Source organism: Streptomyces sp. NPDC013157 (assembly GCF_042899865.1).
Lineage (GTDB): Bacteria > Actinomycetota > Actinomycetes > Streptomycetales > Streptomycetaceae > Streptomyces.
Genome location: NZ_JBIBAK010000001.1, coordinates 714,428 through 738,659 on the forward strand (window position 1 = coordinate 714,428; position 24,232 = coordinate 738,659).

The following is a 24,232-nucleotide window of genomic DNA, read 5'->3' on the forward strand; positions in this document are numbered from 1 at the left end:
ATATTTGCGGGGTCTTCGAGATACGGCGGCCCCGGCTGCCGTAGCATCCCGGTACGGGCTCCCCACCTGCTCCTCGGTCAACGCTTTGACCATCAGGCGCAGTTGGCCCGTCTCGGGAGGAGACATGAAGCATCGCGGCAGACACCGGCGGCGCAGACGGGGTGCGGCCCTGCGCGCTGCCCTGGCCGGCACCGCGCTGGCGCTCACCGCGGCGGCCACGATCGTCAGCGCCTCACAGGCCACGGTCGCCGAGGACCCCGGCGCGCTGAAGCCACTGACCTCCACCGCCGACACCGCCCGGCTGCAACTCCGGGAGCACCTCGTACCGCGCCGCTCGCTGGACCGGCTCGCCTCGGCGATGGGCGGCACGGTCGGGGTCGCCGACATACTGGCCGCCTCGGACCACACCCTGCGCGAGGCGGCCGACTGCGACTCCGACGACCGGGACTCGCTGCCGGTCACCCCGGCCGCCACCGCGGCGTACTGCTGGGACCCCACCGACACCCTCACCGACGACTGGAAGCCGGCCTCGGTGACCACCTCCTCGGAGGCCGACGACGACGGCCTGTGGGGCGCCAACCGCGTCGTGCTGGCCGGCTGGACGCACAGCACCTCCACCGGTCCCGCCGCCTCCCGGGGCCTGGCCAGGGTCGCGGTGATCAACGCGAACGACCCTGCCCACCCCTCGTACTCCTGGGTCCTGCTGGCCGTGCCCAGCGCCGACGGCGGCAACTACCGGGGCCTGGCCTCGCAGATCTCCGGCATGGCCTGGTACGGGGACAAGCTCCTGGTCACCACCGTCCAGGGCAGCGCCGACGCGCTCTACGTCTACGACCTGAACCGCATCCAGCGCACCTCGGTGCTGACCGAGGCGGTCGGCCGGGTGTCCGGCGGCTGGTCGGCCGACGGTTTCCGGTACGTGATGCCGGCCGTGGGCTCGTACCGCTTCACCGCCGGGGCCTGCTCCCGGACCGGTGCGCCCTGTCCGAGCGCGCTCTCCGTGGACCGGGGGACGGCCCCGGACAGCCTGGTCCTCGGCGAGTGGACGCCCGCCGGCAGCGACCAGCACGCCCGGCTGTGGCGGTACGCGTTCGACGAGAACCCGAAGCGTGCCGGACTGCTCGCCACGGACCCCTCCGGCCGGGCGGACGCGGTCGAGGCGTACCGGACCGGGGCCTCGGAGATCCGGGGGGTCCTGTCGTACCGGCCGCCGGGCGCGACCGGCTCCGAGTGGTACGTCGGGCACCTGCCCGGCGCCATGGACGGGCACGGCAGCCTGTGGCGGCAGGACACCGAGGGCGCGGACGGAGCCCGCTGCGGCTCGGACGCCTCGCACCGCTGCTGGGCCGAGGACACCGGCTCGCTCTCCTACGCGCCCGACACGGGCGAGGTGTGGTCGGTCTCGGACCGCATGCTGTTCTCGGTCCCGCTGCGCTCGATCGACGCGTCACTCGGATAACGGCCGTCGACACGTCCGGGGCCGGGATGATTGCCTGGCCCCATGAGCAGCATCGTCGTGACCACCTGGTCCCTGGAGCAGACCTCCCCGGCCGACCTCCTGCCCGCCGCCGCCCCGGACGGCGACACGGTCGGGATCGTCCGCGCCGAGGTCCCCTCCCCCGAGTTCAGCCGGTTCCTGTACGCCTCGGTCGGCGGTGACATCCGCTGGACCGACCGGCTCGGCTGGAGCTACGCCCGCTGGCAGCAGCACCTGGCGCGGCCGGGCGTGGAGACCTGGGTCGCGTACGACCGGGGCACCCCGGCGGGCTACGTGGAACTCGAACCGCAGGACGACGGTGTGGTGGAGATCGTCTACTTCGGCCTGGTCCCGGCCTTCCGGGGCCGCCGCATCGGCGGTCACCTGCTCTCGTACGGCGCCGCGCGCGCCTGGGACCTGGCGGAGCGGTGGGACGGACTGCCGCCGACGAAGCGGGTGTGGCTGCACACGTGCAGCCTGGACGGCGAGCACGCGATGGCGAACTACCAGCGGCGGGGGTTCCGGCTCTTCGACACGAAGGCCGAGGAGGAACCGGACGTCTCGGCGCCCGGACCGTGGCCCGGGGCGCACACCACCGCGTGAAACCCGGCGTGACCCACAACACTCTGTCTCAATATTCAGAATAGATTGGTCCGAATCGCGGACGATGGTGGACTGGCCGGAGATCCGCGTGACACGCTTCCGTCATGTCTGGAACTGGAATTGCCTTGGTGAGTCGGCGGCACGTCGACCTCGGCCGCATGTCCAGCGCCATCTGTCCGGCGGGCTGAGAGCACAGCACCGCCGCGCTGTCCTGTCCAGACCTCTCCCCCTGCGCAACGCCGCGCAGACATGCCCCATGCGCCCCTAAGCGCAGGTCAGAGCCGCTTCCCGCCTGTCCCGAAGGACGTATATCGCCATGGCCGCCACCCCGCAGAACCCTGCCGCCTCCGCGCCCCGCCGCAAGGTGAGCCGTCACCGTGGTGAGGGTCAGTGGGCTATGGGTCACTACACCCCGCTCAACGGCAACGAACAGTTCAAGAAGGACGACGACGGTCTCAATGTGCGGACACGCATTGAGACGATCTACTCCAAGCGTGGCTTCGACTCGATCGACCCCAACGACCTGCGCGGACGGATGCGCTGGTGGGGCCTGTACACGCAGCGCAAGCCCGGCATCGACGGCGGCAAGACGGCCGTCCTGGAGCCGGAGGAGCTGGACGACAAGTACTTCATGCTGCGCGTGCGCATCGACGGCGGGCGGCTCACCACGCAGCAGCTGCGGGTGATCGGCGAGATCTCGCAGGAGTTCGCCCGGGGCAGTGCGGACATCACCGACCGGCAGAACATCCAGCTGCACTGGATCCGCATCGAGGACGTCCCGGAGATCTGGAACCGTCTCGAGGCGGTCGGCCTGTCCACCACCGAGGCGTGCGGCGACTGCCCGCGTGTCGTGATCGGCTCGCCGGTGGCCGGCATCGCCGAGGACGAGATCATCGACGGCAGCTGGGCGATCGACGAGATCCACGAGCGGTACATCGGCAGCAAGGAGTTCTCCAACCTGCCGCGCAAGTTCAAGACGGCGATCTCCGGCTCCCCGCTCCTGGACGTCGTGCACGAGATCAACGACGTGGCGTTCGTCGGTGTCGAGCACCCCGAGCACGGCCCCGGCTTCGACCTGTGGGTCGGCGGTGGCCTGTCCACCAACCCGAAGATCGGCGTCCGGCTCGGCGCCTGGGTTCCGCTGGCGGAGGTCCCGGAGGTGTGGGCCGGTGTGGTCGGCATCTTCCGGGACTACGGCTACCGGCGGCTGCGCACCCGCGCCCGCCTGAAGTTCCTGGTCGCCGACTGGGGCCCGGAGAAGTTCCGCCAGGTGCTCCAGGACGAGTACCTCAAGCGCGCGCTCGTCGACGGCCCCGCGCCGGCCGAGCCGCTGCAGCGCTGGCGGGACCACGTCGGTGTGCACCGGCAGCAGGACGGCAACTTCTACGTCGGGTTCGCCCCGCGCGTCGGCCGCGTGGACGGCGCCACCCTCGCGAAGATCGCGGACCTCGCCGAGGCCCACGGCTCGGGCCGGGTGCGGACCACCGTCGAGCAGAAGATGATCATCCTCGATGTCACCGAGGCGCAGGTCGAGTCGCTGGTCGAGGCCCTGGAGGCGCTGGACCTGACCGCCAAGCCGTCCCCGTTCCGGCGCGGCACCATGGCCTGCACCGGCATCGAGTACTGCAAGCTCGCCATCGTCGAGACCAAGCAGCGCGGCAGCGCCCTGATCGACGAGCTGGAGCGGCGGCTCCCCGAGTTCGACGAGCCGCTCACCATCAACCTCAACGGCTGCCCGAACGCCTGCGCCCGCATCCAGGTCGCGGACATCGGTCTCAAGGGCCAGCTGGTCCTGAACGACGCGGGCGAGCAGGTCGAGGGGTACCAGGTGCACCTGGGCGGCGCGCTCGGCCTGGAGGCCGGGTTCGGCCGCAAGGTCCGCGGTCTCAAGGTGACCTCGGAGGAGCTGCCGGACTACGTCGAGCGGGTGCTCAAGCGCTTCCAGGCGGAGCGCGCGGACGGCGAGCGGTTCGCCGCCTGGGCGTCCCGCGCCAGCGAGGAGGCCCTCTCATGAGCGAGCGGGCCGCCCCGTTCTACTGCCCCTACTGCGGCGACGAGGATCTGCGTCCGAGCGAGCAGGGCCACGGCGCCTGGGAATGCGCGGCCTGCAACCGCGCATTCCAGCTGAAGTTCCTCGGGCTGCTCGCCCGGGGGCTGAAGCACTCCGAAGCTGGAGGGGAACAGATATGACCACGGCTCAGGAAGACCGCACGACCGACGAGTTGAAGGCGCTGGCCGAGCAGGCCGGGCGCGACCTCGAGGACGCCTCCGCCCTGGAGATCCTCCAGTGGGCGGTGGACACCTTCGGCAAGGGCTTCTGCGTGACCTCCTCCATGGAGGACGCGGTGGTGGCCCACCTGGCGTCCCGCGTCCAGAAGGGCGTGGACGTCGTCTTCCTCGACACCGGCTACCACTTCCCGGAGACCATCGGCACCCGGGACGCGGTCGAGGCCGTGATGGACGTCAACGTCATCACCCTCACCCCGCGCCAGACGGTCGCCGAGCAGGACGCGGAGTACGGCCCGAGGCTGCACGACCGCGACCCCGACCTGTGCTGCAAGCTCCGCAAGGTCCAGCCGCTGGAGCGCGGTCTGAAGAACTACACCGCCTGGGCGACCGGGCTGCGCCGTGACGAGTCGGAGACCCGGGCGAACACCCCGGTCGTCGGCTGGGACGAGAAGCGGCAGAAGGTCAAGATCTCCCCGATCGCCCGCTGGACCCAGGACGACGTGGACGCCTACGTCACCGAACACGGCGTACTGACCAACCCCCTGCTGATGGACGGCTACACCTCCGTCGGCTGCGCCCCCTGCACCCGCCGGGTGCTGGAGGGCGAGGACGCACGCGCCGGGCGCTGGGCGGGGCGGGCCAAGACCGAGTGCGGACTGCACGGATGACGACAACCGGGCCTTCGACGAACCAGGAGAACAACGTGACGACCGGAGCCACCGTCTGGCTCACGGGTCTGCCGAGCGCCGGCAAGACCACCATCGCGTACGAGCTCGCAGGCCGGCTCCGCGAGGAGGGCCACCTCGTCGAGGTGCTCGACGGCGACGAGATCCGCGAGTTCATCTCCGCGGGCCTCGGCTTCAGCCGCGAGGACCGGCACACCAACGTGCAGCGCATCGGTTTCGTCGCCGAACTGCTGGCCCGCAACGGCGTCAAAGCGCTCGTCCCGGTGATCGCCCCCTACGCGGACAGCCGCGACGCGGTGCGCAAGCGCCACGAGGAGAACGGCACCGCGTACGTCGAGGTGCACGTGGCGACCCCGGTCGAGGTGTGCTCGGTACGCGACGTGAAGGGTCTGTACGCCAAGCAGGCCGCGGGCGAGCTGACCGGGCTGACCGGCGTCGACGACCCGTACGAGGAGCCCGAGACGCCCGATCTGCGGATCGAGTCGCAGCACCAGAGCGTGCAGGAGTCCGCGGCGTCCGTGTACGCCCTGCTGAGCGGGAAGGGACTGGCATGACGACGACCGTGGCGGCTCACGGGGAGGGCACGGGCACCCCGTACGCCCTGTCCCACCTGGACGCGCTGGAGTCCGAGGCGGTCCACATCTTCCGCGAGGTGGCAGGTGAGTTCGAACGGCCGGTGATCCTGTTCTCCGGCGGCAAGGACTCCATCGTCATGCTGCACCTGGCGCTCAAGGCGTTCGCGCCCGCGGCGGTCCCGTTCTCGCTGCTGCACGTGGACACGGGACACAACTTCCCCGAGGTGCTGGAGTACCGGGACCGTACGGTCGAGAAGCACGGGCTGCGGCTGCATGTGGCCTCCGTGCAGGACTACATCGACCGGGGCGTGCTCAAGGAGCGCCCGGACGGCGTCCGCAACCCGCTGCAGACCCTCCCGCTGACCGAGAAGATCCAGAGCGAGAAGTTCGACGCCGTCTTCGGCGGCGGCCGCCGCGACGAGGAGAAGGCCCGCGCCAAGGAGCGCGTCTTCTCCCTGCGCGACGAGTTCTCCCAGTGGGACCCGCGCCGCCAGCGCCCCGAGCTGTGGAACCTCTACAACGGCCGGCACGCCCCCGGCGAGCACGTCCGCGTCTTCCCGCTCTCCAACTGGACCGAGCTGGACGTCTGGCAGTACATCGCCCGCGAGGGCATCGAGCTGCCGCAGATCTATTTCGCGCACGAGCGCGAGGTCTTCCAACGCAACGGCATGTGGCTGACCGCCGGCGAGTGGGGCGGCCCGAAGGGCGCCGAGGCCGTCGAGAAGCGCCAGGTGCGCTACCGGACCGTCGGCGACATGTCCTGCACCGGTGCCGTCGACTCCGACGCCGGCACGCTGGACGCCGTGATCGCCGAGATCGCCGCCTCCCGGCTCACCGAGCGCGGCGCCACGCGTGCCGACGACAAGCTCTCCGAGGCCGCGATGGAAGACCGCAAGCGCGAGGGGTACTTCTAACCATGAGCACGAGCACCACGGAACTCGGCCTCACCGAGACGACCCTGCTGCGGTTCGCGACCGCCGGTTCGGTCGACGACGGCAAGTCCACCCTCGTCGGACGGCTGCTGCACGACTCCAAGTCGGTCCTCGCCGACCAGCTGGAGGCCGTCGAGCGAGCCTCCGCCAGTCGCGGCCAGGACGCCCCGGACCTCGCCCTGCTGACCGACGGGCTGCGGGCCGAGCGGGAGCAGGGCATCACGATCGACGTGGCGTACCGTTACTTCGCCACGCCCCGGCGCCGGTTCATCCTCGCCGACACCCCCGGGCACGTGCAGTACACCCGCAACATGGTGACGGGTGCCTCCACCGCAGAGCTGACCGTGGTCCTGGTCGACGCCCGCAACGGCGTCGTCGAGCAGACCCGCCGGCATGCCGCGATCGCCGCCCTGCTGCGCGTCCCGCACGTCGTCCTCGCCGTCAACAAGATGGACCTGGTCGGCTACCAGGAGGCGATCTTCGCCGGGATCGCCGAGGAGTTCACGGCGTACGCGACCGAGCTGGGTGTCCCGGAGATCACCGCGATCCCGATCTCGGCGCTCGTCGGCGACAACGTCGTGGAACCGTCCGCGAACATGGACTGGTACGGCGGCCCGACCGTCCTGGAGCACCTGGAAACCGTCCCGGTCAGCCACGACCTGGCGCACTGCCACGCCCGGCTGCCCGTGCAGTACGTGATCCGCCCGCAGACCGCCGACCACCCGGACTACCGGGGGTACGCCGGCCAGATCGCGGCCGGCACCTTCCACGTCGGCGAGCCGGTCACGGTCCTGCCGTCCGGCCGGACGACGACGATCTCGGGCATCGACCTGCTGGGCAACCCGGTCGACACGGCGTGGACCACCCAGTCGGTGACCCTCCTGCTCGCGGACGACATCGACGTCTCGCGCGGCGACCTGATCGTGCCGACCAAGGACGCCCCGGCGACCACCCAGGACGTCGAGGCGACCGTCTGCCACGTCGCCGACCAGCCGCTGACCGTCGGCCACCGGGTGCTGCTCAAGCACGGCACCCGCACGGTCAAGGCGGTCGTCAAGGACATCCCGTCCCGTCTGACGCTCGACGACCTGTCCCTGCACCCGCACCCGGGACAGCTCGTCGCCAACGACATCGGCCGGGTGAAGATCCGTACCGCCGAGCCGCTGCCGGTCGACTCCTACGCCGACTCGCGCCGCACCGGCTCGTTCATCCTGATCGACCCCGCCGACGGCACCACGCTCACCGCGGGCATGGTCGGCGAGTCGTTCGCCTCCCCCGAGCCGGTCAAGGACGAGACCGAAGACGACGGCTGGGACTTCTGACATGACGACGACCGACGTCTACTCGACGTTCGCGAAGGAGGGCGGCCGCGTCGGCAGCGGCGACCTCGGGAGCGGGCAGGGCGGGGTGGCGCGATGTGCGTGCTGACGTACGCGCACTGCCTGCGCGCCCTGGCCCCCCACCCGACGTCCCGGATGCGACGAAGACCTGCCGACCTCCCGGCCACGACCTGAGAGACCGTGACCGCCGGGCCAACGAGAGGAAAGCCTCCCGTGCCTGCCAACCGCTCCAAGCTCCTTCGCCGCGGCATAGCCGCGCTCGCCGCGCTCCCCCTGCTCACGCTCGCCGCCTGCGGGTACGGGTCGGACTCCGACAAGAGCGACACCACCAAGGTCGCCGCCGGGGCCAAGAAGATCGACGGTCTCGACACCGTCAAGATCGGCTACTTCGGCAACCTGACCCACGCGACCGCCCTGGTCGGCAACCAGAAGGGCTTCTTCCAGAAGGAGCTCGGTGCCACCAAGGCCAAGTACGCGATCTTCAACGCCGGGCCCTCCGAGATCGAGGCGCTCAACTCCGGCTCGATCGACATCGGCTGGATCGGCCCCTCCCCGGCGATCAACGGCTACACCAAGTCCAACGGCACCGACCTGAAGATCATCGGCGGTTCGGCGTCCGGCGGCGTGAAGCTGGTCGTCAATCCGAAGAAGATCAAGTCGCTGGCGGACGTCAAGGGAAAGAAGATCGCGACCCCGCAGCTGGGCAACACGCAGGACGTGGCGTTCCTCAACTGGGTCGCCGAGCAGGGCTGGAAGGTCGACGCGCAGAGCGGCAAGGGTGACGTCACGGTCGTCCGCACCGACAACAAGATCACGCCGGACGCCTTCAAGGCCGGTTCGATCGACGGCGCGTGGGTGCCGGAGCCGACCGCGTCCAAGCTGGTCGCCGAGGGCGGCAAGGTGCTGCTCGACGAGTCCTCGCTGTGGCCCGACAAGAAGTTCGTGATCACGAACATCATCGTGTCGCAGAAGTTCCTCAAGGAGCACCCGAAGGTCGTCGAGGCGGTCCTCAAGGGCTCGGTCGAGACCAACAAGTGGATCAACGCCAACCCGGACGCGGCGAAGGCCTCCGCCAACAAGCAGCTGGCGGTCGACTCCGGCAAGGCGCTGCCCGACGACGTCCTGAACTCGGCCTGGTCGTCCATCAAGTTCACCGACGACCCGCTGGCCTCCACCCTCAACACCGAGGCCCAGCACGCCGTCAAGGCCGGTCTGCTCACCGACCCGCTGCTGAAGAACATCTACGACCTGACGATCCTCAACAAGGTGCTGAAGGCCGACGGCCAGAGCCCGGTCGACGCCGCCGGTCTCGGCAGCAGCTGACGCCGGTCCCGACGAGATCCCAGGAGGTGACGACCATGGCCACGACCACGACACTCGCCAAGGCCGACGAGTCGGTCGAGTACGCGGCACGCCTTGAGCATGTCTCGAAGTCCTTCGCGACTCCGGGCGGGCAGCAACTCGTCCTGGACGACATCACCCTCGATGTCGCGCCGGGCGAGTTCGTCACCCTCCTGGGGGCCTCGGGCTGCGGCAAGTCCACGCTGCTGAACCTGGTGGCGGGGCTCGACCGGCCCACCGCGGGCTCCATCGCGACGGACGGGCGGCCCGCCCTGATGTTCCAGGAGCACGCCCTCTTCCCGTGGCTGACCGCGGGCAAGAACATCGAACTCGCCCTGAAGCTCAGGGGGGTTCCCAAGAACGACCGCCGGGACAAGGCCGAGCAGCTGCTCGAACTGGTCCGGCTGAGGGGCGCGTACGGCAAGCGCGTCCACGAGCTGTCCGGCGGTATGCGCCAGCGGGCGGCCCTGGCCCGCGCGCTCGCCCAGGAGAGCAGACTCCTGCTGATGGACGAGCCGTTCTCGGCCCTGGACGCCATCACCCGGGACGTGCTGCACGACGAGCTGACCCGGATCTGGCAGGAGACGGGGCTCTCCGTCCTGTTCGTCACGCACAACGTGCGCGAGGCGGTACGGCTCGCCCAGCGGGTGATCCTGCTCTCGTCCCGGCCGGGCCGGATCGCCCGCGAGTGGGAGGTCGGCATACCGCAACCGCGCCGCATCGAGGACGCGCCGGTGGCCGAGCTGTCCCTTCAGATCACCGATGTACTGCGTGGGGAGATCCGCCGCCATGGCCAGCACTGACACGACAGCCTCCCCGGACTCCGGGAGCGTGGAGGCGGGCCTGGACGCGCTGGAGACCACGGCCACCGGCCGGCCGGCCCTCCGCCAGACCTTCACCGCCAAGATCCTGCCGCCGATCATCGCGCTCGCCGTGGTCCTCGTGGTCTGGACGCTGCTCGTCCCGGTCGTCGACGACCCGTCCAAGCTGCCCTCGCCGACGGCGGTCGGCGACGCGTTCAAGGACGCCTGGCTCAAGGGCGACCTGCTCGGCTACATCTGGACCAGCGTCAGCCGCGGCCTGCTCGGCTTCCTCTTCGCGCTCGTCATCGGCACCCCGCTCGGGCTGCTGGTGGCGCGGGTGAAGTTCGTGCGCGCGGCGATCGGCCCGATCCTGTCCGGCCTCCAGTCGCTGCCGTCGGTGGCGTGGGTGCCGCCGGCCGTGATCTGGCTGGGCCTGAACAACTCGATGATGTACGCCGTGATCCTGCTCGGCGCGGTCCCGTCCATCGCCAACGGCCTGGTGTCCGGCGTCGACCAGGTGCCGCCGCTGTTCCTGCGGGCCGGGCGCACCATGGGCGCGACGGGCGTCAAGGGCATCTGGCACGTCGTGCTGCCGGCCGCCATGCCCGGCTATGTGGCCGGTCTGAAGCAGGGCTGGGCGTTCTCCTGGCGCTCGCTGATGGCGGCGGAGATCATCGCGAGCTTCCCGGACCTCGGCGTGGGCCTCGGCCAGCTCCTGGAGAACGCGCGCACCGCCAGCGACATGGCCATGGTGTTCGAGGCCATCATCCTGATCCTGTTCGTCGGTATCGCGATCGATCTGCTGATCTTCAGTCCGCTGGAGCGGTGGGTGCTGCGCAGCCGCGGCCTGCTGGTGAAGAGCTGAGGTCCATGCCTGCGAAGCCCGTTCTCCTCGTCATCGCCCACGGCAGCCGCGATCCGCGGCACGCCGCGACCGTCCACGCCCTGGTGCGCCGGGTACGGTCGCTGCGGCCCGGGCTGCGCGTGGAGACGGGCTTCCTGGACTTCAACGTCCCGTCCGTGCACGGGGTGCTGGAGTCCCTGGCGGCGGAGGGCGTCGGTGACGTCGTGGCCCTGCCGTTGCTGCTGACCCGCGCCTTCCACGCGAAGGCGGACATCCCGGCGGTACTGCGGGACGCACCGCCCCGGCTGCGGATCCGGCAGGCGGAGGTGCTGGGCCCGTCGCCGCTGCTCCTGTCGGCCCTGGAACGCCGGCTGTACGAGGCGGGGCTGACCCTCGCCGACAAGTCCTCGACCGGAGTCGTGCTGGCCTCGGCGGGGTCCTCCGACCCGGAGGCGATCGCGGTGATCGCGCATCTCGCGCGCACGTGGCGGGACACCGGCTGGTGTGCCGTGCGGCCCGCGTTCGCCTCCGCGTCCCTGCCCCGCACCGAGGACGCGGTACGCGAGCTCCGGGAGCTGGGCTGCGCCCGGGTCGCGGTGGCCCCGTACGTCCTCGCCCCCGGTTTCCTGCCCGACCGGATCGCGCGGGGCGCGGCGGAGGCGGACGTGCTGGCCGAGGTGCTCGGCCCGGCGCCGGAGGTGGCGCGGGTGCTGCTGGAGCGGTACGACGCGGCGCGCACCCCGGCCCTGGCCGCCCTGGGCGCCTGACCGGCCTGGCGCAGGCGTTCGCGGTCCGGCGCTCCCCTGGTCTCCGTCGGACCGCGAACGGCCGGCCCGCGGCGGGGCTCCGGGGAGCCTCGTCGCCGTGGCCGGCACTTGGTTCTGCGTATCGGACGGCGAAGGTGTCACACCTGGCGCTTTACCGGTTCAGATGCCCAACGACAGGTCCTCTATTGGGTGGTTGACGTGGTGGTGGCGCTGACGGTGGCCGCCGGTCCCACGCCGGCCGCGGTCACCGCGGCGACGGTCACGGTGTAGCGGGTGCCCGGCCGCAGTCCGCCGATCACCCGGAACATGCCCTTGGCGGAGGGACGGGTGACCAGGACGTCCCGTCCGGTGACGTCGATCGGGGTACGGCCGTCGGAGACGGTCACCCGGTAGCCGACGACCTCGGCGTCGCCCGTGGCGGTCGGCGGGGTCCAGGCCAGGGTGGCCGCGGTGGCCGCCGTCCGCAGCCTGGGGCCGGTGGGCGCGGCCGGGAGAGTGCTCGCGGCGGCCGGGGCCAGGGGCGCCGAGGCCAGCGAGGGGGCGCTCTCGCCGCGGGCGTTGCGGGCCGTGACCGTCACCGTGACGGGGCTCCCTTCCGGCACCCCGAGGCGGATCAGCGCGGTCCGCTTGAACTCGGCGGCGGAGACGTCCTGTTCGGCGACCTGACGGCCCGCCGCGTCGTAGGCCCGGGCCGTGTATCCGGTCACCGGCGAACCCCCGTCCGCGAAGGCCGGGTTGAAGGTCACCCACAGCGCGTCGGCACCGGCCGTGCTCGTCCCGACCCGGGAGGGCGCCTCGGGCACGGAGAGGGCGCCGGTCCGGCGGTCGAGCAGGTGACGGTAGGCGGGTTCGAGTCCGGCTGCGTCCAGGACGGCCGACGGTACGTCGGACAGGCCCGCCATGATCTGGTTGCCGGTGGTGACCAGGCCCTTGTTGTCGCCGTCGGCCGTGCCCTCCTCCCACCAGTTGTCCTTGACCAGGGTCGGGTCGTTGTTGCCGAGGGTGTCGCGGTAGTCGGTGTGCCGGGAGGCGACGTTGGCGTAGGAGGCGTTGTAGAGGACGTTGCCCTCGACCGTCTCGTAGGTGCAGCCGTTGTCGGTGTAGACGTTCTTTCCGAGGCCCCACTGGTCGTGGATGACGTTCCCGGTGACCTTCTCGCCGTCGGTCATGGAGGTGCCGGTCAGTCCCTGGGTGTAGATGCCGCCGCCGTCGTCGAGCATCTGCATGTAGTCGAAGATCAGGTTGTTCCGTACGGCGTTGTCGTGGCTGGGGTTCGGGGTGGCCGGGTCGCCGATCTTGTCGGGCCAGCCGCCCCAGCCCAGCGAGACGGCCGAGTAGCCGACGTGGTCGATCTGGTTGTGGGCGATGGTGTCGTGCTGGGTGTAGCCGTTGAGGATCGCGACTCCGCCGTGGTACTCGCGGGGCAGCCCGTAGAGGTGGTTGTCCGTCACCTGGACGCCCGAGGCCGGGTCCTGGCCGTCCACGCCCCCGACCTCGACCCCGTTTCCGGAGATGTCGGTGAAGACGCTCCCGCTGACCGCGGAGTCCGTCGAGCCCGCCCCCAACTCCAGTCCGGACGCGCCCAGGTGGGCGAAGACGTCGTCGGCGAAGTCGATGTGCCGGCCGTGGGCGAAGGACACGTTGCCCGGCATCTTCGTCCAGGACGCGAAGGGGCAGGTGCCGCCCTCGACGTACTGGCACAGCCCCTGGGTGGCCCAGCCCTCGTCCCCGGTGATGGTGTAGCCGGCCTGGATCTCGGAGAAGCCCTCGGCCGTCGACGGGGTCAGCCAGGTGGCATAGCCGAACTCGACGCCCTTGAAGGTGATGTCGTGCACGGGCGCGTCCGCCGTGCCCCGCCCCTCGACCAGCTTCTCGGCGGCGGCGGCCTCGACGTCGGCGCGGCCGAGGGTCTCGCCCTTGCGGGGCAGGTAGTAGACCCGGTGGGCGCTCCGGTCGAGGTACCACTCGCCGGGCTGATCGAGGAGTTCGTAGGCGTTCTCGACGTACGACGGCTTGCCGCCGTTGGTGAGCTTGCCCGGACCGACCATGCTCACAGTGCGGCCGGGGATGTCGGGGAACTCCACGCGTTTGTTGGAGTTGTCCCAGCAGGGCTGGGTCATGGTGATCGTGGTGCCCTCGGCGGCGGCGATGCGGCAGCGCGGCTCGGTCCACTGGCCGAGGCCGTTGCGCTCGACGTTCCAGAGTGCCTCGCCGCTGGTGTACACGAACTCGGCATCGGCCGGGTGCTTCCAGTGGGCGATGGCGTCGGAGGAGGCGGTGTAGCCGGTGGCGGTCTGTGTGAGCGTCACCGGGACGGCCCCGCGGGCCCGTTGCGCGCGCACCCCGTCGACGTACAACTGCCGCGTGTCGCTGAGCCCTCGGGGTGCTGGTGCGGACCACAGTCCGGCGCGGCCCGGCACCCGCTGCCAGCCGGTGACCTGGCGTCCGCCGCTGATCAGGGTGGCGTCGCCGGTGCCCTGCCAGATGACCTTGTGGCCGTTGCCGCCGGAGTCCCGGGCGTCGAGGACGAGGGGCCCGGTGCGGCGGTAGGTGCCCGGGGCGAGGTGGACGGTCAGGTCGGCGCGCTGGTGGGCGACTCTGGCCCGGACCAGGTCGCGGGCGCGGTCCAGGGTGCGGACAGGGTGGCGGGCGCTGCCGTCGGCGTGGTCGTCGCCGGTCGGTGCCACGTAGACGTCGGAGGATGCGGTGGCATCGGCGCCGGCCTCGGCCTTCGCCGCGGCGGCCGGGGCGGCGAGGCTCGGGGTGCCGAGGGTGAGAGCGGCGGCGACCAGGGTGACGAGGGCGGCTCTTCGGTGCGTGGGCATGTACCCCTCCCGTGGGATCAGCCTGTACCCAACGCCCGGAAAGGTAGGAGCATTTGGATGCCCCGGTCAATGAATGTGACGAAATTAGTCGCCCGGATCCAGTCAGCTCCCTTGATTCATCCGATCAGTATGCAACGTCTGGTCACCGGCCCCGGTCCTCGGCCCCGGAGGGTCACGCCCCCTCGGCCGTCAACTCCACCAGCTTGACCACCGTGTTCCAGTTCCGGGTCGTGGCGGTCAGCCCCTTGTGGATCCTGGGCCGGGACAGCGCCTCGGCGAGCTTGGAGCGGCCGAGGCCGTCCGGGGCGTACAGGTACAGGGCGCGGTCGCCCAGGCGGAACTCCTCGGGGAGGTGGGCGGCCGGGTCGATGTCCGCGTAGCGCTCCGCGGTGACCGGCGCGGAGAGGTACGTGACGTGCAGCTGCTTGGCCGCCAGTTCGGCGGCCGGGAACGGGCAGGCCGCCGCGACCGCCGCCAGGTAGGCGTGGTCGCGGACGAGCACGTCGACGGAGAACCCGAACCGCTCCTCGATCGCCACGGTCAGCTCGGCCGCCAGGGAGTCGGCGTCCCCGTGGGCGGCGGCGAAGACGGCCTGTCCGCTCTGCAGGTAGGTCTGGACGGAGCCGTACCCCAGTCCGGTCATCAGCGCGCGCAGGTCGGCCATCGGGAGCTTCTTGTTGCCACCCACGTTGATCCCGCGCAGCAGCGCCGCATACGTCGTCATTCGAACACCTTAGAACGGCCGTCGTGCCCCGTGGGGGTTGGCACGACGGCCGTGCCGGTCAGGCCGGGCTGCCCGAAACTCTGGCCGATCCGACCGGTCCGGATCAACTCCTACACGCACCTGTGACTTGTTCAACAAGGTTTCGTAATCACAAAGAGGATCCACGGCGTCGGATGGGACGTCCCTGATCATCACCCCCGAGATGGGTGGATAGATGTAAGGGCCCGACATCCTCCCGGGCGACGAGGGACGGCCGCCGGAGTTCACCGGGCAGCACGAGGAGTCGGTCTTATCCGGCCCATACCTTCGAATCGAACGAAGGAAGTCGTGAAGAGAACGTGGCGGCCGGGGCCGTCACCGCACACGAGGGGGGCATACCCGTCATGGATCCCGTCATGGGGAACGGAACGCGGGTGCGGGGGCTGGCGGCCCGGGCCGGCGGCTGGAGCGCCCGGCACCGCTGGGCCGCCGTGGGCATATGGGTGCTGTTCGTCGTCCTGGCGATGGGGCTCGGCTCGGCGGCCGGCCGGGTCGACGTCGACGAGAGCGACCAGCTCAAGGGCGAGACCCACACCGCGGCGAAGATCATCGACGACGCGGGCATCAAGGAACCGGCGAGTGAGACCGTCCTGATCCAGTCCAAGGACCCGTCGGTCAAGACCACGGACGCCGCCTTCAAGGCCGCCGTCACGGATGTCGTGAAGGCCGTCGACGGCACCGGCAAGGTCACGGACGTCACCTCGCCGTACATCACCGGAACGATCTCGAAGGACGGCCGCAGCGCGCTGGTCCAGTTCGACATGCGCGGCGACTCCGAGACCGCCGGCGACCGGGTGGAGCCGGTGCTCGACGCGGTGGCCGGGGTGCAGAAGGCGCACGGCACGCTGCGGATCGAGGAGATCGGCGGCGCCAGCATGAACAAGCAGTACGACGACGCCTTCGGCAAGGACTTCCAGCGGGCCGAGTACTCCGCCGTGCCGGTGGCCTTCGGCATCCTGCTGATCGCGTTCGGCGCGCTGGTGGCGGCCCTGCTGCCGGTGGGCCTGGCGATCACCGCGATCATGGCGACGATGGGCCTGATGGGCCTGGTCAGCCACCTGCAGCCGATGAGTGACACCGCCAACTCCGTGATGCTGCTGGTCGGCATGGCGGTCGGCGTCGACTACTGCCTGTTCTACCTGCGCCGCGAGCGCGAGGAGCGGGAGGCCGGCCGGGACGCGGGCGCGGCGCTCCGGATCGCCGCCGCCACCAGCGGCCGGGCGATCATCGTCTCCGGTGTCACGGTGTGCGTGGCGATGGCGGGCATGCTGTTCACCGGGCTCGCCGAGTTCGAGGCGATGGGCCTGGCCTCCCTGATGGTCGTCGCGGTCGCCATGGTCGGCTCCGTGACCGTGCTGCCCGCGCTGCTCTCCCTGCTGGGCCACCGGGTGGAGAAGGGTCGTATACCGTTCCTGCGGCGCCGCCAGCGGGCCCACGGGCCGTCCGAGAGCCGCTTCTGGACGGCCGTGCTGCGGGGCGTCCTCGCCAGGCCGCTGGTCTCCGTGCTCGTCGCGGTGGGCGCGCTGCTCGCGGTCGCCGCTCCCGCCCTCGGCATGAAGACCTCGCAGCTCACCCTGGACCAGGAGTTCGGGAACTCACTGCCGATCGTGCAGACCTACGACCGCGTCAACCAGGCCTTCCCGGGCGGCTCGGAGCCGGCCGAGGTGGTCGTCAGGGCGAAGGACATCAACGCCCCGGAGGTCAGGCAGGCGCTGACCGACTTCAAGGAGCGGGCGATCAGCTCGGGCGCCTCGCGCGGCCCCGTCGACATCAAGCTGCACGACGCCCAGAACGTCGCCCTGATCACCGTGCCGCTGGTCGGCGGCTCCGACCTGGACAAGGCCGGCAAGAGCCTGCAGAAGCTGCGCGACGAGGTACGGCCGGCCACCCTCGGCAAGGTCGCCGGCGTGCAGGCGCCGATCACCGGAAACGTCGCGGGCAACCAGGACTTCAACGACCAGCTGCTCGGCTCGGTCGTCCCGGTCTTCGCCTTCGTGGTCGTCTTCGCCTTCCTCCTGATGCTGCTCTCGTTCCGCTCGCTGACGGTCGCGGTCACCTCGATCATGCTCAACCTGCTCTCGGTGGGCGCCGCCTACGGCATCCTCGTCGCCGTCTTCCAGCACGGCTGGGGCGCCTCGCTGGTGGGCGCGGAGGGCGTCGGCGCGATCGTCACCTGGCTGCCGCTGTTCCTCTTCGTGATCCTGTTCGGCCTGTCCATGGACTACCACGTGTTCGTGGTCTCCCGGATCCGTGAGGCCCGGCTGCGCGGCCGGTCCACCAGGGAGGCGATCCAGCACGGAGTGGTCACCACGGCCGGGGTCGTCACCAGCGCCGCCGTCATCATGGTTGCCGTGTTCGCGATCTTCGGCACGCTGTCCATGCAGTCCATGAAGCAGATGGGCGTGGGCCTGGCGGCCGCGGTCCTCATCGACGCGACGATCATCCGGGGCGTGCTGCTCCCGGCGGTGATGGCGCTGCTCGGCGAGCGCAACTGGTACCTGCCCAGCTGGCTGCGGTGGCTGCCGGACCTGACCCACGACGAGTCGCCGGAGGCCGACGCGCCGGTGGCGCGGGGCGAGCAGGAGCGGCTGCCGGTCTGAGCCGTGCGGCAGCACGTGCGGCAACGCCCTTCGACACAGGGTCCGTTGGTCTCCGGGGGAGCCAACGGGCCCTGTCTCCTGTGGGCCTCAGCGCTGGTAGCGGGCCAGCACCAGGTTGCCGTCCTTCTCCAGGCGGTGGCGGAGTTCGTCGGGGCCGATGGCCCCGCTGTAGTACTCCTGGAGGGCCGGGGTGGCCACCTTGTCCTTCCACTCGGGGTAGCCGCGGACCGTCTGGGCGGGGGCCGGGCTCAGGTGCCCGGCCAGGGCGGTACCGGTGGCCCAGCCGTACTTCGCGGTGTGCAGGGCGGGATCCTTCAGGGCCTGGGTTCCGGTGGGCAGCATCCAGTCGCCGAGGGCGAGCCGGACCATGTTCTGCGGCCGCAGCAGGAAGTCGATGAACTCGGCCGCCTCCTTCCTGTGCGGGCTGTCCGCGGCGACGGACAGCGTCTGCGGGCTGACGGCCTGGGCGAGTCCGTCGGCGCCGGCCGGGGCGGGCAGCACCTCCCAGTCGAAGCCCTTGGGCGCCTGCTGGACGATCTGCTGACGGTAGGAGAAGCCGAGCGGGACCATCGCGTACCTGCCGCCGAAGAAGCCCGGCAGGGTGTCCGAACCGCCGCTGCCCAGGGTGGAGCCGGGCGCGCTGTGGTCGACGTCGACCTGGTCGTGGATGGTGCGCGGCACGACCTGGTCGGCGGCCCCGAACCGCACGGTCACCTTGCCGTCGGCACCCCGGTGGAAGAGCTGCCCGCCCGCCGACAGCGACAGGTTGAGCGTGGCGGAGACGGGCTCCTTGAGCGGCCAGGCGACGCCGTACCTGCCGTCGCCACTGAGCTGTTTGGTCACCTGCCTGAACTCGGTCCAGGTCCAGGGGTGTGCAGGGGTGGGCACGCGCACTCCGGACTTGGCGAGCCAGGCCCTGTTGGCGATCAGTACCCGGGGCTCCTGGAGGAACGGCACGCCGTAGACCCCTTTTCCGAATGCCGCCGTCTGCCAACTGCGCTGCGGTATGTCGGACTTGAGCCGGGCGGACAGCAGTCCGGTCAGGTCGGCGAGGTAGCCGCCGTAGGCGAAGTCCGCGAGGTCGTCGGAGGCGTCGTGGATGATGTCCGGGGCCTCACCGCCCTCGAAGGAGGTGAGCAGCTGGTCGTGCACGCTGTCCCAACTGCCCTGGACGTACTCGACCTTGACGTCCCGATGCGTGGCGTTCCACTCCTTCACCAGCTCCTTGCTGACGGCGACCGACTCGTCCTGCCAGGCCAGGGACTGGAACCGCAGGGTGATCGGGCCGCCGGTGCGGGATGCGGAGGTGCAGCCCGCGAGCAGCAGGAGCAGTACGGCGACCGCCGTGGTGAGCCTGGTGCGCATCAGCTCTTCACCGCCCCGGCGAGCATTCCGCCCGTGATCCGCCGCTGGACGAGCGCGAAGACGACCAGCGAGGGAAGGGTGGCGAGGAAGGCGGCCGCCGCCAGCGGGCCCAGGTCGGCCACGCCCTCCGCGCCGATGAAGTGGGTGAGGACGACCGGCAGGGTCTGTTTCTCGGGCGTCTTCAGCAGCACCAGCGCGAAGAAGAACTCGTTCCACGCGGTGACGAAGGCGAACAGCCCGGTCGCCACGATCCCGGGCGCCAGCAGCGGCGCCGTCACCGACACCAGCGTCCGCAGCCGCCCGGCCCCGTCGACGGCCGCCGCCTCCTCCAGTTCGACCGGCACCGCGCGGACGTATCCGACGAGCATCCAGAGCGCGAACGGCAGCGCCCACACCACGTACACCATCACCAGCCCGGCCAGGGAGTCGATCAGCCGCAGGTGTTTCAGCACCAGGAACAGCGGGATGATCACCAGGACGAACGGGAAGGCCTGGCTGACCACCACCCACCCGGTGGCCGCCCGGGACAGCGCGGTGCGCCGCCGGGCCATGACGTACGCCATCGGGGTCGCGAGCAGGACGGCGATCAGCGCGGCGCCGAGCGCGGCGAGCAGGGAGTTGAGACCGGCCCGGAGCAGGGGCTGCTCGTCGAAGGCCTGGCGGAAGTTGGCCAGGGTGGGGTGCCGGGGGATCCAGGTGGGGTGCAGACTGCCCAGCTCCTGCGGGGACTTGAAGGCGGTGGAGAGCAGCCACAGGAGCGGGAAGGCCAGGAAGACGAGGTAGGCGAGCAGCGCCGCGTACTGGCCGGCGCGGGCTGCGGTACGGCTCCTCACGCGTCCTCGCCTCCCCGCAGCCGGCCCGCCAGGAAGACGGCCAGGAGCACCGCGATCACCGCGACCATCACACAGCCCATCGCGGCCGCGTACCCGAACTGGCCGTAGCTGAAGGCCTCTTCGTAGGCGAAGAGCATCGGCAGCCGGGTCTTGCCGCCAGGGCCGCCGTTGGTCAGGACGTAGACCAGGGCGAAGGAGTTGAAGTTCCAGATCAGGTTGAGTGCGGTGACGGCCAGGGCGACCGGTCGCAGGGCGGGCCAGGTGACCGTGCGGAAGCGGCGCCAGGCGCCGGCGCCGTCCACCGCCGCCGCCTCGTGCAGTTCGCGCGGGGTGTTCTGGAGTCCGGCCAGCAGGGCGACGGTGGTCTGCGGCATCCCGGCCCAGACGCCGACGACGATCACGGCGGGCAGGGCGGTGGCAAGACCGCTCAGCCAGTCCCGGCCGTCGCCGAGGCCGAGGTCGTGCAAAGTCTCGTTGAGGATGCCGGCGTCCGGGTTGTACACCAGCCGCCAGATGATGCCGACGACGACCTCGGGCATCGCCCACGGGACGATCGCCAGGGCCCGGGCCGGCCAGCGCAGCCGTAACTCCTGGTCGAGGAGGAGGGCGAGGCCGAGGGCGAGCAGGAACTGGGGCACGGTCACGCCGACGGCCCAGACCAGGCCGATCCGGAACGACTCCCAGAAGAGAGTGTCGTGCACCAGGTCCCGGAAGTTGAGACCGCCGATCCACCGCGTCGCCGCGGTCCGGCCCGACTGGGCGTCGGTGAACGCCAGCAGGATCCCGTAGAGCAGCGGGCCGACACTCAGCACGAGGATCGGGATCAGCGCGGGCAGGACCAGGAACCAGGCGCCGCGGCCGGTGACACGTGCGGCGGCCGGCCGCCTCGTACTCGCCGCGTCGGTAACCAATGCCACGTCATCCCCCTTTGCGCGGCCCGGTCGGGCCTGGACATGGTCGTGAAGGCGGGTTGTCCCGTCAAGGCACCGCGCACACCGTCCGACCTCCGTGGATGCGAGACTGACCGCCGGATGGCGAGAAGACGACGCCGTGTGCACCCGCACAGCCACGGGCGCGCGGGCTTCGCGGACGGACACGGAGGCGGACCATGGACGAGGCAAGGGCGCGGGACGTACTGGCGGCGGCGGGTGTGCTGCCCGGTGCGGCGGCCGGCGCCTCGCTGCTCGCGCTGGGCGAGAACGCGGTGTTCGCCGCGGGGGACCTGGTGGTGAAGGTCGGCCGGGACGCGGAGCTCCTCGACCGGGCCCGCCGGGAGCTGGAGATCGCCGGGTGGCTGGCGGAGGCGGACGTGCCGGCCGTACGCGCCGCCGAGCCGAAGGCGCTGCTCGTCGAGGGCCACCCGGTGACGGTGTGGCACCGGCTGCCGGATCCGGTGCGGCCGGCCGAGCCGCGGGATCTGGCCGAACTGCTGCGGATCGTGCACGCACTGCCCTCTCCTTCCTTCGCGTTGCCGCCCCGCGAGTTGCTGGACGGTGTGGAGCGCTGGCTGCGGCTGGCCGGCGACGCGATCGCCCCCGCCGACGCGGCGTACCTCCGGGAGCGCCGGGACGGCTTCGCGACGGCCGCGGCCGCGCTGACGCCCCGCCTGGCGCCGGGGCCGATCCACGGGGACGCGCTCCCCCGCAATGTGCACGTCGGTCCCGACGGCCCGGTCCTGGTCGACCTGGAGACCTTCTCCTCCGACCTGCGCGAGCACGACCTGGTGGTGATGGCACTGTCCCGGGACCGGTACGGGATGCCGGCCGAGGCCTACGATTCGTTCGTCACGGCCTACGGGTGGGACGTACGCGAGTGGGAGGGCTGCGGTGTCCTCCGCGGCGCCCGGGAGACGGCCAGCTGTGCCTGGGTCGCGCAGCACGCCCCGAGCAACCCGAAGGCCCTGGCGGAGTTCGACCGCCGGGTGGCGTCGCTACGGGAGGGCGACGCGTCGGTGCGCTGGTACCCCTTCTGAGGAGCGCCCGCCGAGGAGCGCCCCAAAGGGGCGCGGGGCTGTGTTGGATGTGCGGCTACCGCCGCGTGGGCGCGACCAGCCACGACGGCGCCGCAGCCGAACGACCACGCACCGCAGCGTTTCCGGGCACTCAGACGACGTCGGCCAGCTCCCGCAGGGGCCACGCCCCGTCCACCACCGCGTCGGCCTCCCCCTTGCGCCGCAAGAACTGCTGGAAGTCCGCCGCCCACTCCGCGTACCACTCCACCTGGCGCCGGTGCAGCTCCGCCGGACCCAGCGCCGCGATCTTCGGGTGGCGCTCGGCTATCGCGCCGGCCAGCCGCGCCGCGGCGAGGGCGTCGGCCGAGGCGTTGTGCGCCGCGGCGAGGGTGATGCCGTACTCGGCGCAGACCGCTTCCAGGTTCCGCTTGCCGCGGCGGTAGCGGTCGACCCAGCGGTCGATGGTGTACGGATCGACGACCGGCGCCGGGTCGAGGCCGCCGAGGCGGTCGGAGAGGGACGGGAGTCCGTGCCGGCGCAGCTCCGCCGAGAGCAGGGTGAGGTCGAAGGTCGCGTTGTAGGCGACGACCGGGACACCGGTCTTCCAGTAGCCGGTGAGGACGTCGGCGAGGGCGTCGGCGACCTGGTCGGCCGGTCTGCCCTCGGCCGCGGCCCGCTCGTTGCTGATGCCGTGCACCGCCACCGCGTCGGCCGGGATCTCCACTCCCGGATCCGCCAGCCACTCGCGGCGGCCCAGCTCCTGCCCGGCCCTGACCTCGATCACGGCCCCCGTGACGATCCGTGCCTCGCGCGGATCCGTACCCGTCGTCTCCAGGTCGAAGCCGATCAGGAGCTCCTGGTGCCAGCCCATGGGCGGCCCCCCTTCTTGGTGGTGCTTTCCCCCAGTGGTCTCCACCCTCGCATGCGGCACTGACAATCAGACGACCGCGTTCCGCTTACCGGCACGTCCGGGTCGCACACGCGCGTCAGGACACCGGGCGCGAATCCGCCCAAGCCATCTCGAACTCCTCGCGGTATGTCGGGAAGAGACCCGTCTCCACGACGTCGTCCGACGTGACCACCTTGCTGCCGTTGCGGAGCACCAGGACGGGTGACTCCATCCCGCGCGCCCCGCGCAGATAGGACTGGATGATCCCGACGCCGTCGGCGCCGTCGCCGTCCACCAGGTAGGCGGAGAAGCGGGGGGTGTCGTCGTACACCTGGATCTCGAAGGCGCCCGGGTCGCGCAGCCGGGAGCGGACCCGGCGCATGTGGAGGATGTTCATCTCGACCGAGCGGGCCAGTTCGCCCCGTTTCATCCCGAGTTCGCGCTCGCGGCGCTTGACCGCGCTGGAGGCGGGGTTGAGGAAGAGGAGGCGGACCCGGCAGCCGGTCTCGGCGAGGCGGACCAGGCGGCGGCCGGAGAAGTTCTGCACGAGCAGGTTGAGGCCGATGCCGATGGCGTCCAGGCGGCGGGCGCCGCCGAAGAGGTCCTCGGCCGGGAACTGGCGCATGAGGCGGACCCGGTCGGGGTGGACGGCGACGACGTCCGCGTAACGGTCGCCGACCAGGTCCTCCACGGCGTCGACCGGCAGCCGGCGCGCGGAGGGCACGTCGCCGCCCGCGCCGAGCATCTCCAGGAGCCGCGCGGAGGCGCGCTCGGCCTGGTCGAGGACGGCCCCGGACAGCGCCCGGTTGCGGGAGACGACGTTGCGGGTAACCTCCAGCTCGTCCAGGGCGAGTTCGACGTCCCGGCGCTCGTCGAAGTACGGCTCGAAGCACGGCCAGTGCTGCACCATCAGCTCGCGCAGCTGGGGCAGGGTGAGGAAGCTGAGCACGTTGTCGTCGGCGGGGTCGAGCAGGTACCCCTTGCGGCGGCTGACCTCGCGGACCGCGACGGCCCGCTGGACCCACTCCTGGCCGGCCGGACCGGCCGCGGCGACCACCCACTCGTCGCCGTGGACGGGTTCGTAGATGGGCCGCAGCACGGCGGCCACGACCGTGCGCATCCGCTGCTCGACGAGGTTCAGCCAGATGTAGGCCCGACCGGCCCGCTGGGCGCGCGTACGCACCTCCAGCCAGGCGTCGGCGTCCCACTCCAGCTCCGGCCCGATGGAGCCCGTGGCGTCCATCGGCCGGGCCAGGGACACCGCGCCGGGCGGGACGTCTTTGGAGTTCCCCTCGTGACCCTCGTCACCAGGGGGCAGCTCCAGGCCTCCCGAGCCCACCCGTGCACCGCCTTCCGCTCCCCCGAGCTCTCCCTGTGCCAACGATCAAGGAAGGGTACTCCGGGAGTGG

22 protein-coding genes are annotated in these 24,232 nt (G+C 71.2%); 15 read left to right on the top strand and 7 right to left on the bottom strand.

Features of this window, described 5'->3' with window-relative positions:
• Positions 1 to 124: 124 nt before the first annotated feature.
• The 13 genes from ACFY6U_RS03245 (at position 125) to ACFY6U_RS03305 (ending at position 11,597) form a co-directional block, all read left to right on the top strand.
• The gene (locus tag ACFY6U_RS03245) at positions 125 to 1,459 is read left to right on the top strand and encodes a hypothetical protein (RefSeq protein ID WP_390034818.1); all 1,335 of its coding nucleotides are present in this window, start codon (positions 125 to 127) and stop codon (positions 1,457 to 1,459) included.
• 42 nt (positions 1,460 to 1,501) lie between these two features.
• On the top strand, positions 1,502 to 2,080 hold the full coding sequence (locus tag ACFY6U_RS03250) for a GNAT family N-acetyltransferase (RefSeq protein WP_351493074.1): 579 nt from the start codon (positions 1,502 to 1,504) through the stop codon (positions 2,078 to 2,080).
• 104 nt (positions 2,081 to 2,184) lie between these two features.
• On the top strand, positions 2,185 to 2,268 hold the full coding sequence (locus tag ACFY6U_RS03255) for a putative leader peptide (RefSeq protein WP_309500612.1): 84 nt from the start codon (positions 2,185 to 2,187) through the stop codon (positions 2,266 to 2,268).
• A gap of 128 nt (positions 2,269 to 2,396) precedes the next feature.
• Positions 2,397 to 4,094, top strand: coding sequence for a nitrite/sulfite reductase (locus ACFY6U_RS03260; RefSeq protein ID WP_390034819.1), 1,698 nt, complete (start codon positions 2,397 to 2,399; stop codon positions 4,092 to 4,094).
• Positions 4,091 to 4,270, top strand: a complete 180-nt coding sequence (locus ACFY6U_RS03265; protein WP_351328653.1) for a hypothetical protein — start codon at positions 4,091 to 4,093, stop codon at positions 4,268 to 4,270. Before ACFY6U_RS03260 ends, ACFY6U_RS03265 begins: the two co-directional genes overlap by 4 nt.
• Entirely contained in the window at positions 4,267 to 4,977 is a 711-nt protein-coding gene (locus tag ACFY6U_RS03270) for a phosphoadenylyl-sulfate reductase (protein WP_390034820.1), read from the top strand. Before ACFY6U_RS03265 ends, ACFY6U_RS03270 begins: the two co-directional genes overlap by 4 nt.
• Complete coding sequence (gene cysC, locus ACFY6U_RS03275) at positions 4,974 to 5,549, top strand: adenylyl-sulfate kinase (RefSeq protein ID WP_351493068.1); 576 nt, start codon at positions 4,974 to 4,976, stop codon at positions 5,547 to 5,549. The genes ACFY6U_RS03270 and cysC overlap by 4 nt, the downstream gene beginning before the upstream one ends.
• A complete protein-coding gene (gene cysD / locus ACFY6U_RS03280) occupies positions 5,546 to 6,484 on the top strand; it encodes a sulfate adenylyltransferase subunit CysD (RefSeq protein ID WP_390034821.1) in 939 nt (312 codons plus the stop codon). Before cysC ends, cysD begins: the two co-directional genes overlap by 4 nt.
• 2 nt (positions 6,485 to 6,486) lie before the next feature.
• A complete protein-coding gene (locus ACFY6U_RS03285) occupies positions 6,487 to 7,824 on the top strand; it encodes a sulfate adenylyltransferase subunit 1 (RefSeq protein ID WP_390034822.1) in 1,338 nt (445 codons plus the stop codon).
• A 231-nt stretch (positions 7,825 to 8,055) separates the two neighbouring features.
• The gene (locus ACFY6U_RS03290) at positions 8,056 to 9,165 is read left to right on the top strand and encodes an aliphatic sulfonate ABC transporter substrate-binding protein (RefSeq protein ID WP_390034823.1); all 1,110 of its coding nucleotides are present in this window, start codon (positions 8,056 to 8,058) and stop codon (positions 9,163 to 9,165) included.
• Between the two features lie 35 nt (positions 9,166 to 9,200).
• Positions 9,201 to 9,986: an ABC transporter ATP-binding protein gene (locus ACFY6U_RS03295; RefSeq protein WP_390034824.1), complete on the top strand. Its 786-nt coding sequence runs from the start codon at positions 9,201 to 9,203 to the stop codon at positions 9,984 to 9,986.
• Complete coding sequence (locus ACFY6U_RS03300) at positions 9,973 to 10,851, top strand: ABC transporter permease (RefSeq protein WP_390034825.1); 879 nt, start codon at positions 9,973 to 9,975, stop codon at positions 10,849 to 10,851. The genes ACFY6U_RS03295 and ACFY6U_RS03300 overlap by 14 nt, the downstream gene beginning before the upstream one ends.
• 5 nt (positions 10,852 to 10,856) lie before the next feature.
• Positions 10,857 to 11,597, top strand: a complete 741-nt coding sequence (locus tag ACFY6U_RS03305; RefSeq protein ID WP_390034826.1) for a sirohydrochlorin chelatase — start codon at positions 10,857 to 10,859, stop codon at positions 11,595 to 11,597.
• Positions 11,598 to 11,779: 182 nt separating this feature from the next.
• On the opposite strand, the gene ACFY6U_RS03310 is transcribed toward ACFY6U_RS03305, so the two are convergent.
• Positions 11,780 to 14,422: a right-handed parallel beta-helix repeat-containing protein gene (locus ACFY6U_RS03310; RefSeq protein ID WP_390034827.1), complete on the bottom strand. Its 2,643-nt coding sequence runs from the start codon at positions 14,420 to 14,422 to the stop codon at positions 11,780 to 11,782.
• A 172-nt stretch (positions 14,423 to 14,594) separates the two neighbouring features.
• Positions 14,595 to 15,146, bottom strand: coding sequence for a DUF1697 domain-containing protein (locus ACFY6U_RS03315; protein ID WP_390034828.1), 552 nt, complete (start codon positions 15,144 to 15,146; stop codon positions 14,595 to 14,597).
• Between the two features lie 395 nt (positions 15,147 to 15,541).
• Here ACFY6U_RS03315 and ACFY6U_RS03320 point away from each other — a divergent pair, with 395 nt between their 5' ends.
• Positions 15,542 to 17,785 (top strand): MMPL family transporter, encoded by a 2,244-nt coding sequence (locus ACFY6U_RS03320; protein WP_390034829.1) that lies wholly within the window; start codon positions 15,542 to 15,544, stop codon positions 17,783 to 17,785.
• A gap of 87 nt (positions 17,786 to 17,872) precedes the next feature.
• On the opposite strand, the gene ACFY6U_RS03325 is transcribed toward ACFY6U_RS03320, so the two are convergent.
• From ACFY6U_RS03325 to ACFY6U_RS03335, 3 genes are read right to left on the bottom strand one after another with little or no spacing between them, the layout of a single operon-like run.
• On the bottom strand, positions 17,873 to 19,150 hold the full coding sequence (locus ACFY6U_RS03325; protein ID WP_390034830.1) for an ABC transporter substrate-binding protein: 1,278 nt from the start codon (positions 19,148 to 19,150) through the stop codon (positions 17,873 to 17,875).
• On the bottom strand, positions 19,150 to 19,983 hold the full coding sequence (locus ACFY6U_RS03330) for a carbohydrate ABC transporter permease (RefSeq protein WP_390034831.1): 834 nt from the start codon (positions 19,981 to 19,983) through the stop codon (positions 19,150 to 19,152). Before ACFY6U_RS03330 ends, ACFY6U_RS03325 begins: the two co-directional genes overlap by 1 nt.
• A complete protein-coding gene (locus ACFY6U_RS03335; protein ID WP_390034832.1) occupies positions 19,980 to 20,900 on the bottom strand; it encodes a carbohydrate ABC transporter permease in 921 nt (306 codons plus the stop codon). Before ACFY6U_RS03335 ends, ACFY6U_RS03330 begins: the two co-directional genes overlap by 4 nt.
• A 191-nt stretch (positions 20,901 to 21,091) precedes the next feature.
• Here ACFY6U_RS03335 and ACFY6U_RS03340 point away from each other — a divergent pair, with 191 nt between their 5' ends.
• Complete coding sequence (locus ACFY6U_RS03340) at positions 21,092 to 21,955, top strand: phosphotransferase (RefSeq protein ID WP_390034833.1); 864 nt, start codon at positions 21,092 to 21,094, stop codon at positions 21,953 to 21,955.
• A gap of 130 nt (positions 21,956 to 22,085) precedes the next feature.
• Here the strand turns inward: ACFY6U_RS03340 and ACFY6U_RS03345 are convergent, their stop codons facing one another.
• Together ACFY6U_RS03345 and ACFY6U_RS03350 are read right to left on the bottom strand one after the other, a co-directional pair.
• On the bottom strand, positions 22,086 to 22,805 hold the full coding sequence (locus ACFY6U_RS03345) for a 3'-5' exonuclease (RefSeq protein WP_390034834.1): 720 nt from the start codon (positions 22,803 to 22,805) through the stop codon (positions 22,086 to 22,088).
• A 115-nt stretch (positions 22,806 to 22,920) separates the two neighbouring features.
• Entirely contained in the window at positions 22,921 to 24,162 is a 1,242-nt protein-coding gene (locus ACFY6U_RS03350; protein ID WP_390034835.1) for an SAV2148 family HEPN domain-containing protein, read from the bottom strand.
• Positions 24,163 to 24,232: the final 70 nt, after the last annotated feature.

Bases quoted from the DNA above. Each gene is read 5' to 3' on its own strand.
- ACFY6U_RS03245 (WP_390034818.1), top strand. From the start codon at position 125: ATGAAGCATCGCGGCAGACACCGGCGGCGCAGACGGGGTGCGGCCCTG.
- ACFY6U_RS03250 (WP_351493074.1), top strand. From the start codon at position 1,502: ATGAGCAGCATCGTCGTGACCACCTGGTCCCTGGAGCAGACCTCCCCG.
- ACFY6U_RS03255 (WP_309500612.1), top strand. From the start codon at position 2,185: ATGTCTGGAACTGGAATTGCCTTGGTGAGTCGGCGGCACGTCGACCTC.
- ACFY6U_RS03260 (WP_390034819.1), top strand. From the start codon at position 2,397: ATGGCCGCCACCCCGCAGAACCCTGCCGCCTCCGCGCCCCGCCGCAAG.
- ACFY6U_RS03265 (WP_351328653.1), top strand. From the start codon at position 4,091: ATGAGCGAGCGGGCCGCCCCGTTCTACTGCCCCTACTGCGGCGACGAG.
- ACFY6U_RS03270 (WP_390034820.1), top strand. From the start codon at position 4,267: ATGACCACGGCTCAGGAAGACCGCACGACCGACGAGTTGAAGGCGCTG.
- cysC (WP_351493068.1), top strand. From the start codon at position 4,974: ATGACGACAACCGGGCCTTCGACGAACCAGGAGAACAACGTGACGACC.
- cysD (WP_390034821.1), top strand. From the start codon at position 5,546: ATGACGACGACCGTGGCGGCTCACGGGGAGGGCACGGGCACCCCGTAC.
- ACFY6U_RS03285 (WP_390034822.1), top strand. From the start codon at position 6,487: ATGAGCACGAGCACCACGGAACTCGGCCTCACCGAGACGACCCTGCTG.
- ACFY6U_RS03295 (WP_390034824.1), top strand. From the start codon at position 9,201: ATGGCCACGACCACGACACTCGCCAAGGCCGACGAGTCGGTCGAGTAC.
- ACFY6U_RS03300 (WP_390034825.1), top strand. From the start codon at position 9,973: ATGGCCAGCACTGACACGACAGCCTCCCCGGACTCCGGGAGCGTGGAG.
- ACFY6U_RS03305 (WP_390034826.1), top strand. From the start codon at position 10,857: ATGCCTGCGAAGCCCGTTCTCCTCGTCATCGCCCACGGCAGCCGCGAT.
- ACFY6U_RS03310 (WP_390034827.1), bottom strand. From the start codon at position 14,422: ATGCCCACGCACCGAAGAGCCGCCCTCGTCACCCTGGTCGCCGCCGCT.
- ACFY6U_RS03315 (WP_390034828.1), bottom strand. From the start codon at position 15,146: ATGACGACGTATGCGGCGCTGCTGCGCGGGATCAACGTGGGTGGCAAC.
- ACFY6U_RS03320 (WP_390034829.1), top strand. From the start codon at position 15,542: ATGGGGAACGGAACGCGGGTGCGGGGGCTGGCGGCCCGGGCCGGCGGC.
- ACFY6U_RS03325 (WP_390034830.1), bottom strand. From the start codon at position 19,150: ATGCGCACCAGGCTCACCACGGCGGTCGCCGTACTGCTCCTGCTGCTC.
- ACFY6U_RS03340 (WP_390034833.1), top strand. From the start codon at position 21,092: ATGGACGAGGCAAGGGCGCGGGACGTACTGGCGGCGGCGGGTGTGCTG.
- ACFY6U_RS03345 (WP_390034834.1), bottom strand. From the start codon at position 22,805: ATGGGCTGGCACCAGGAGCTCCTGATCGGCTTCGACCTGGAGACGACG.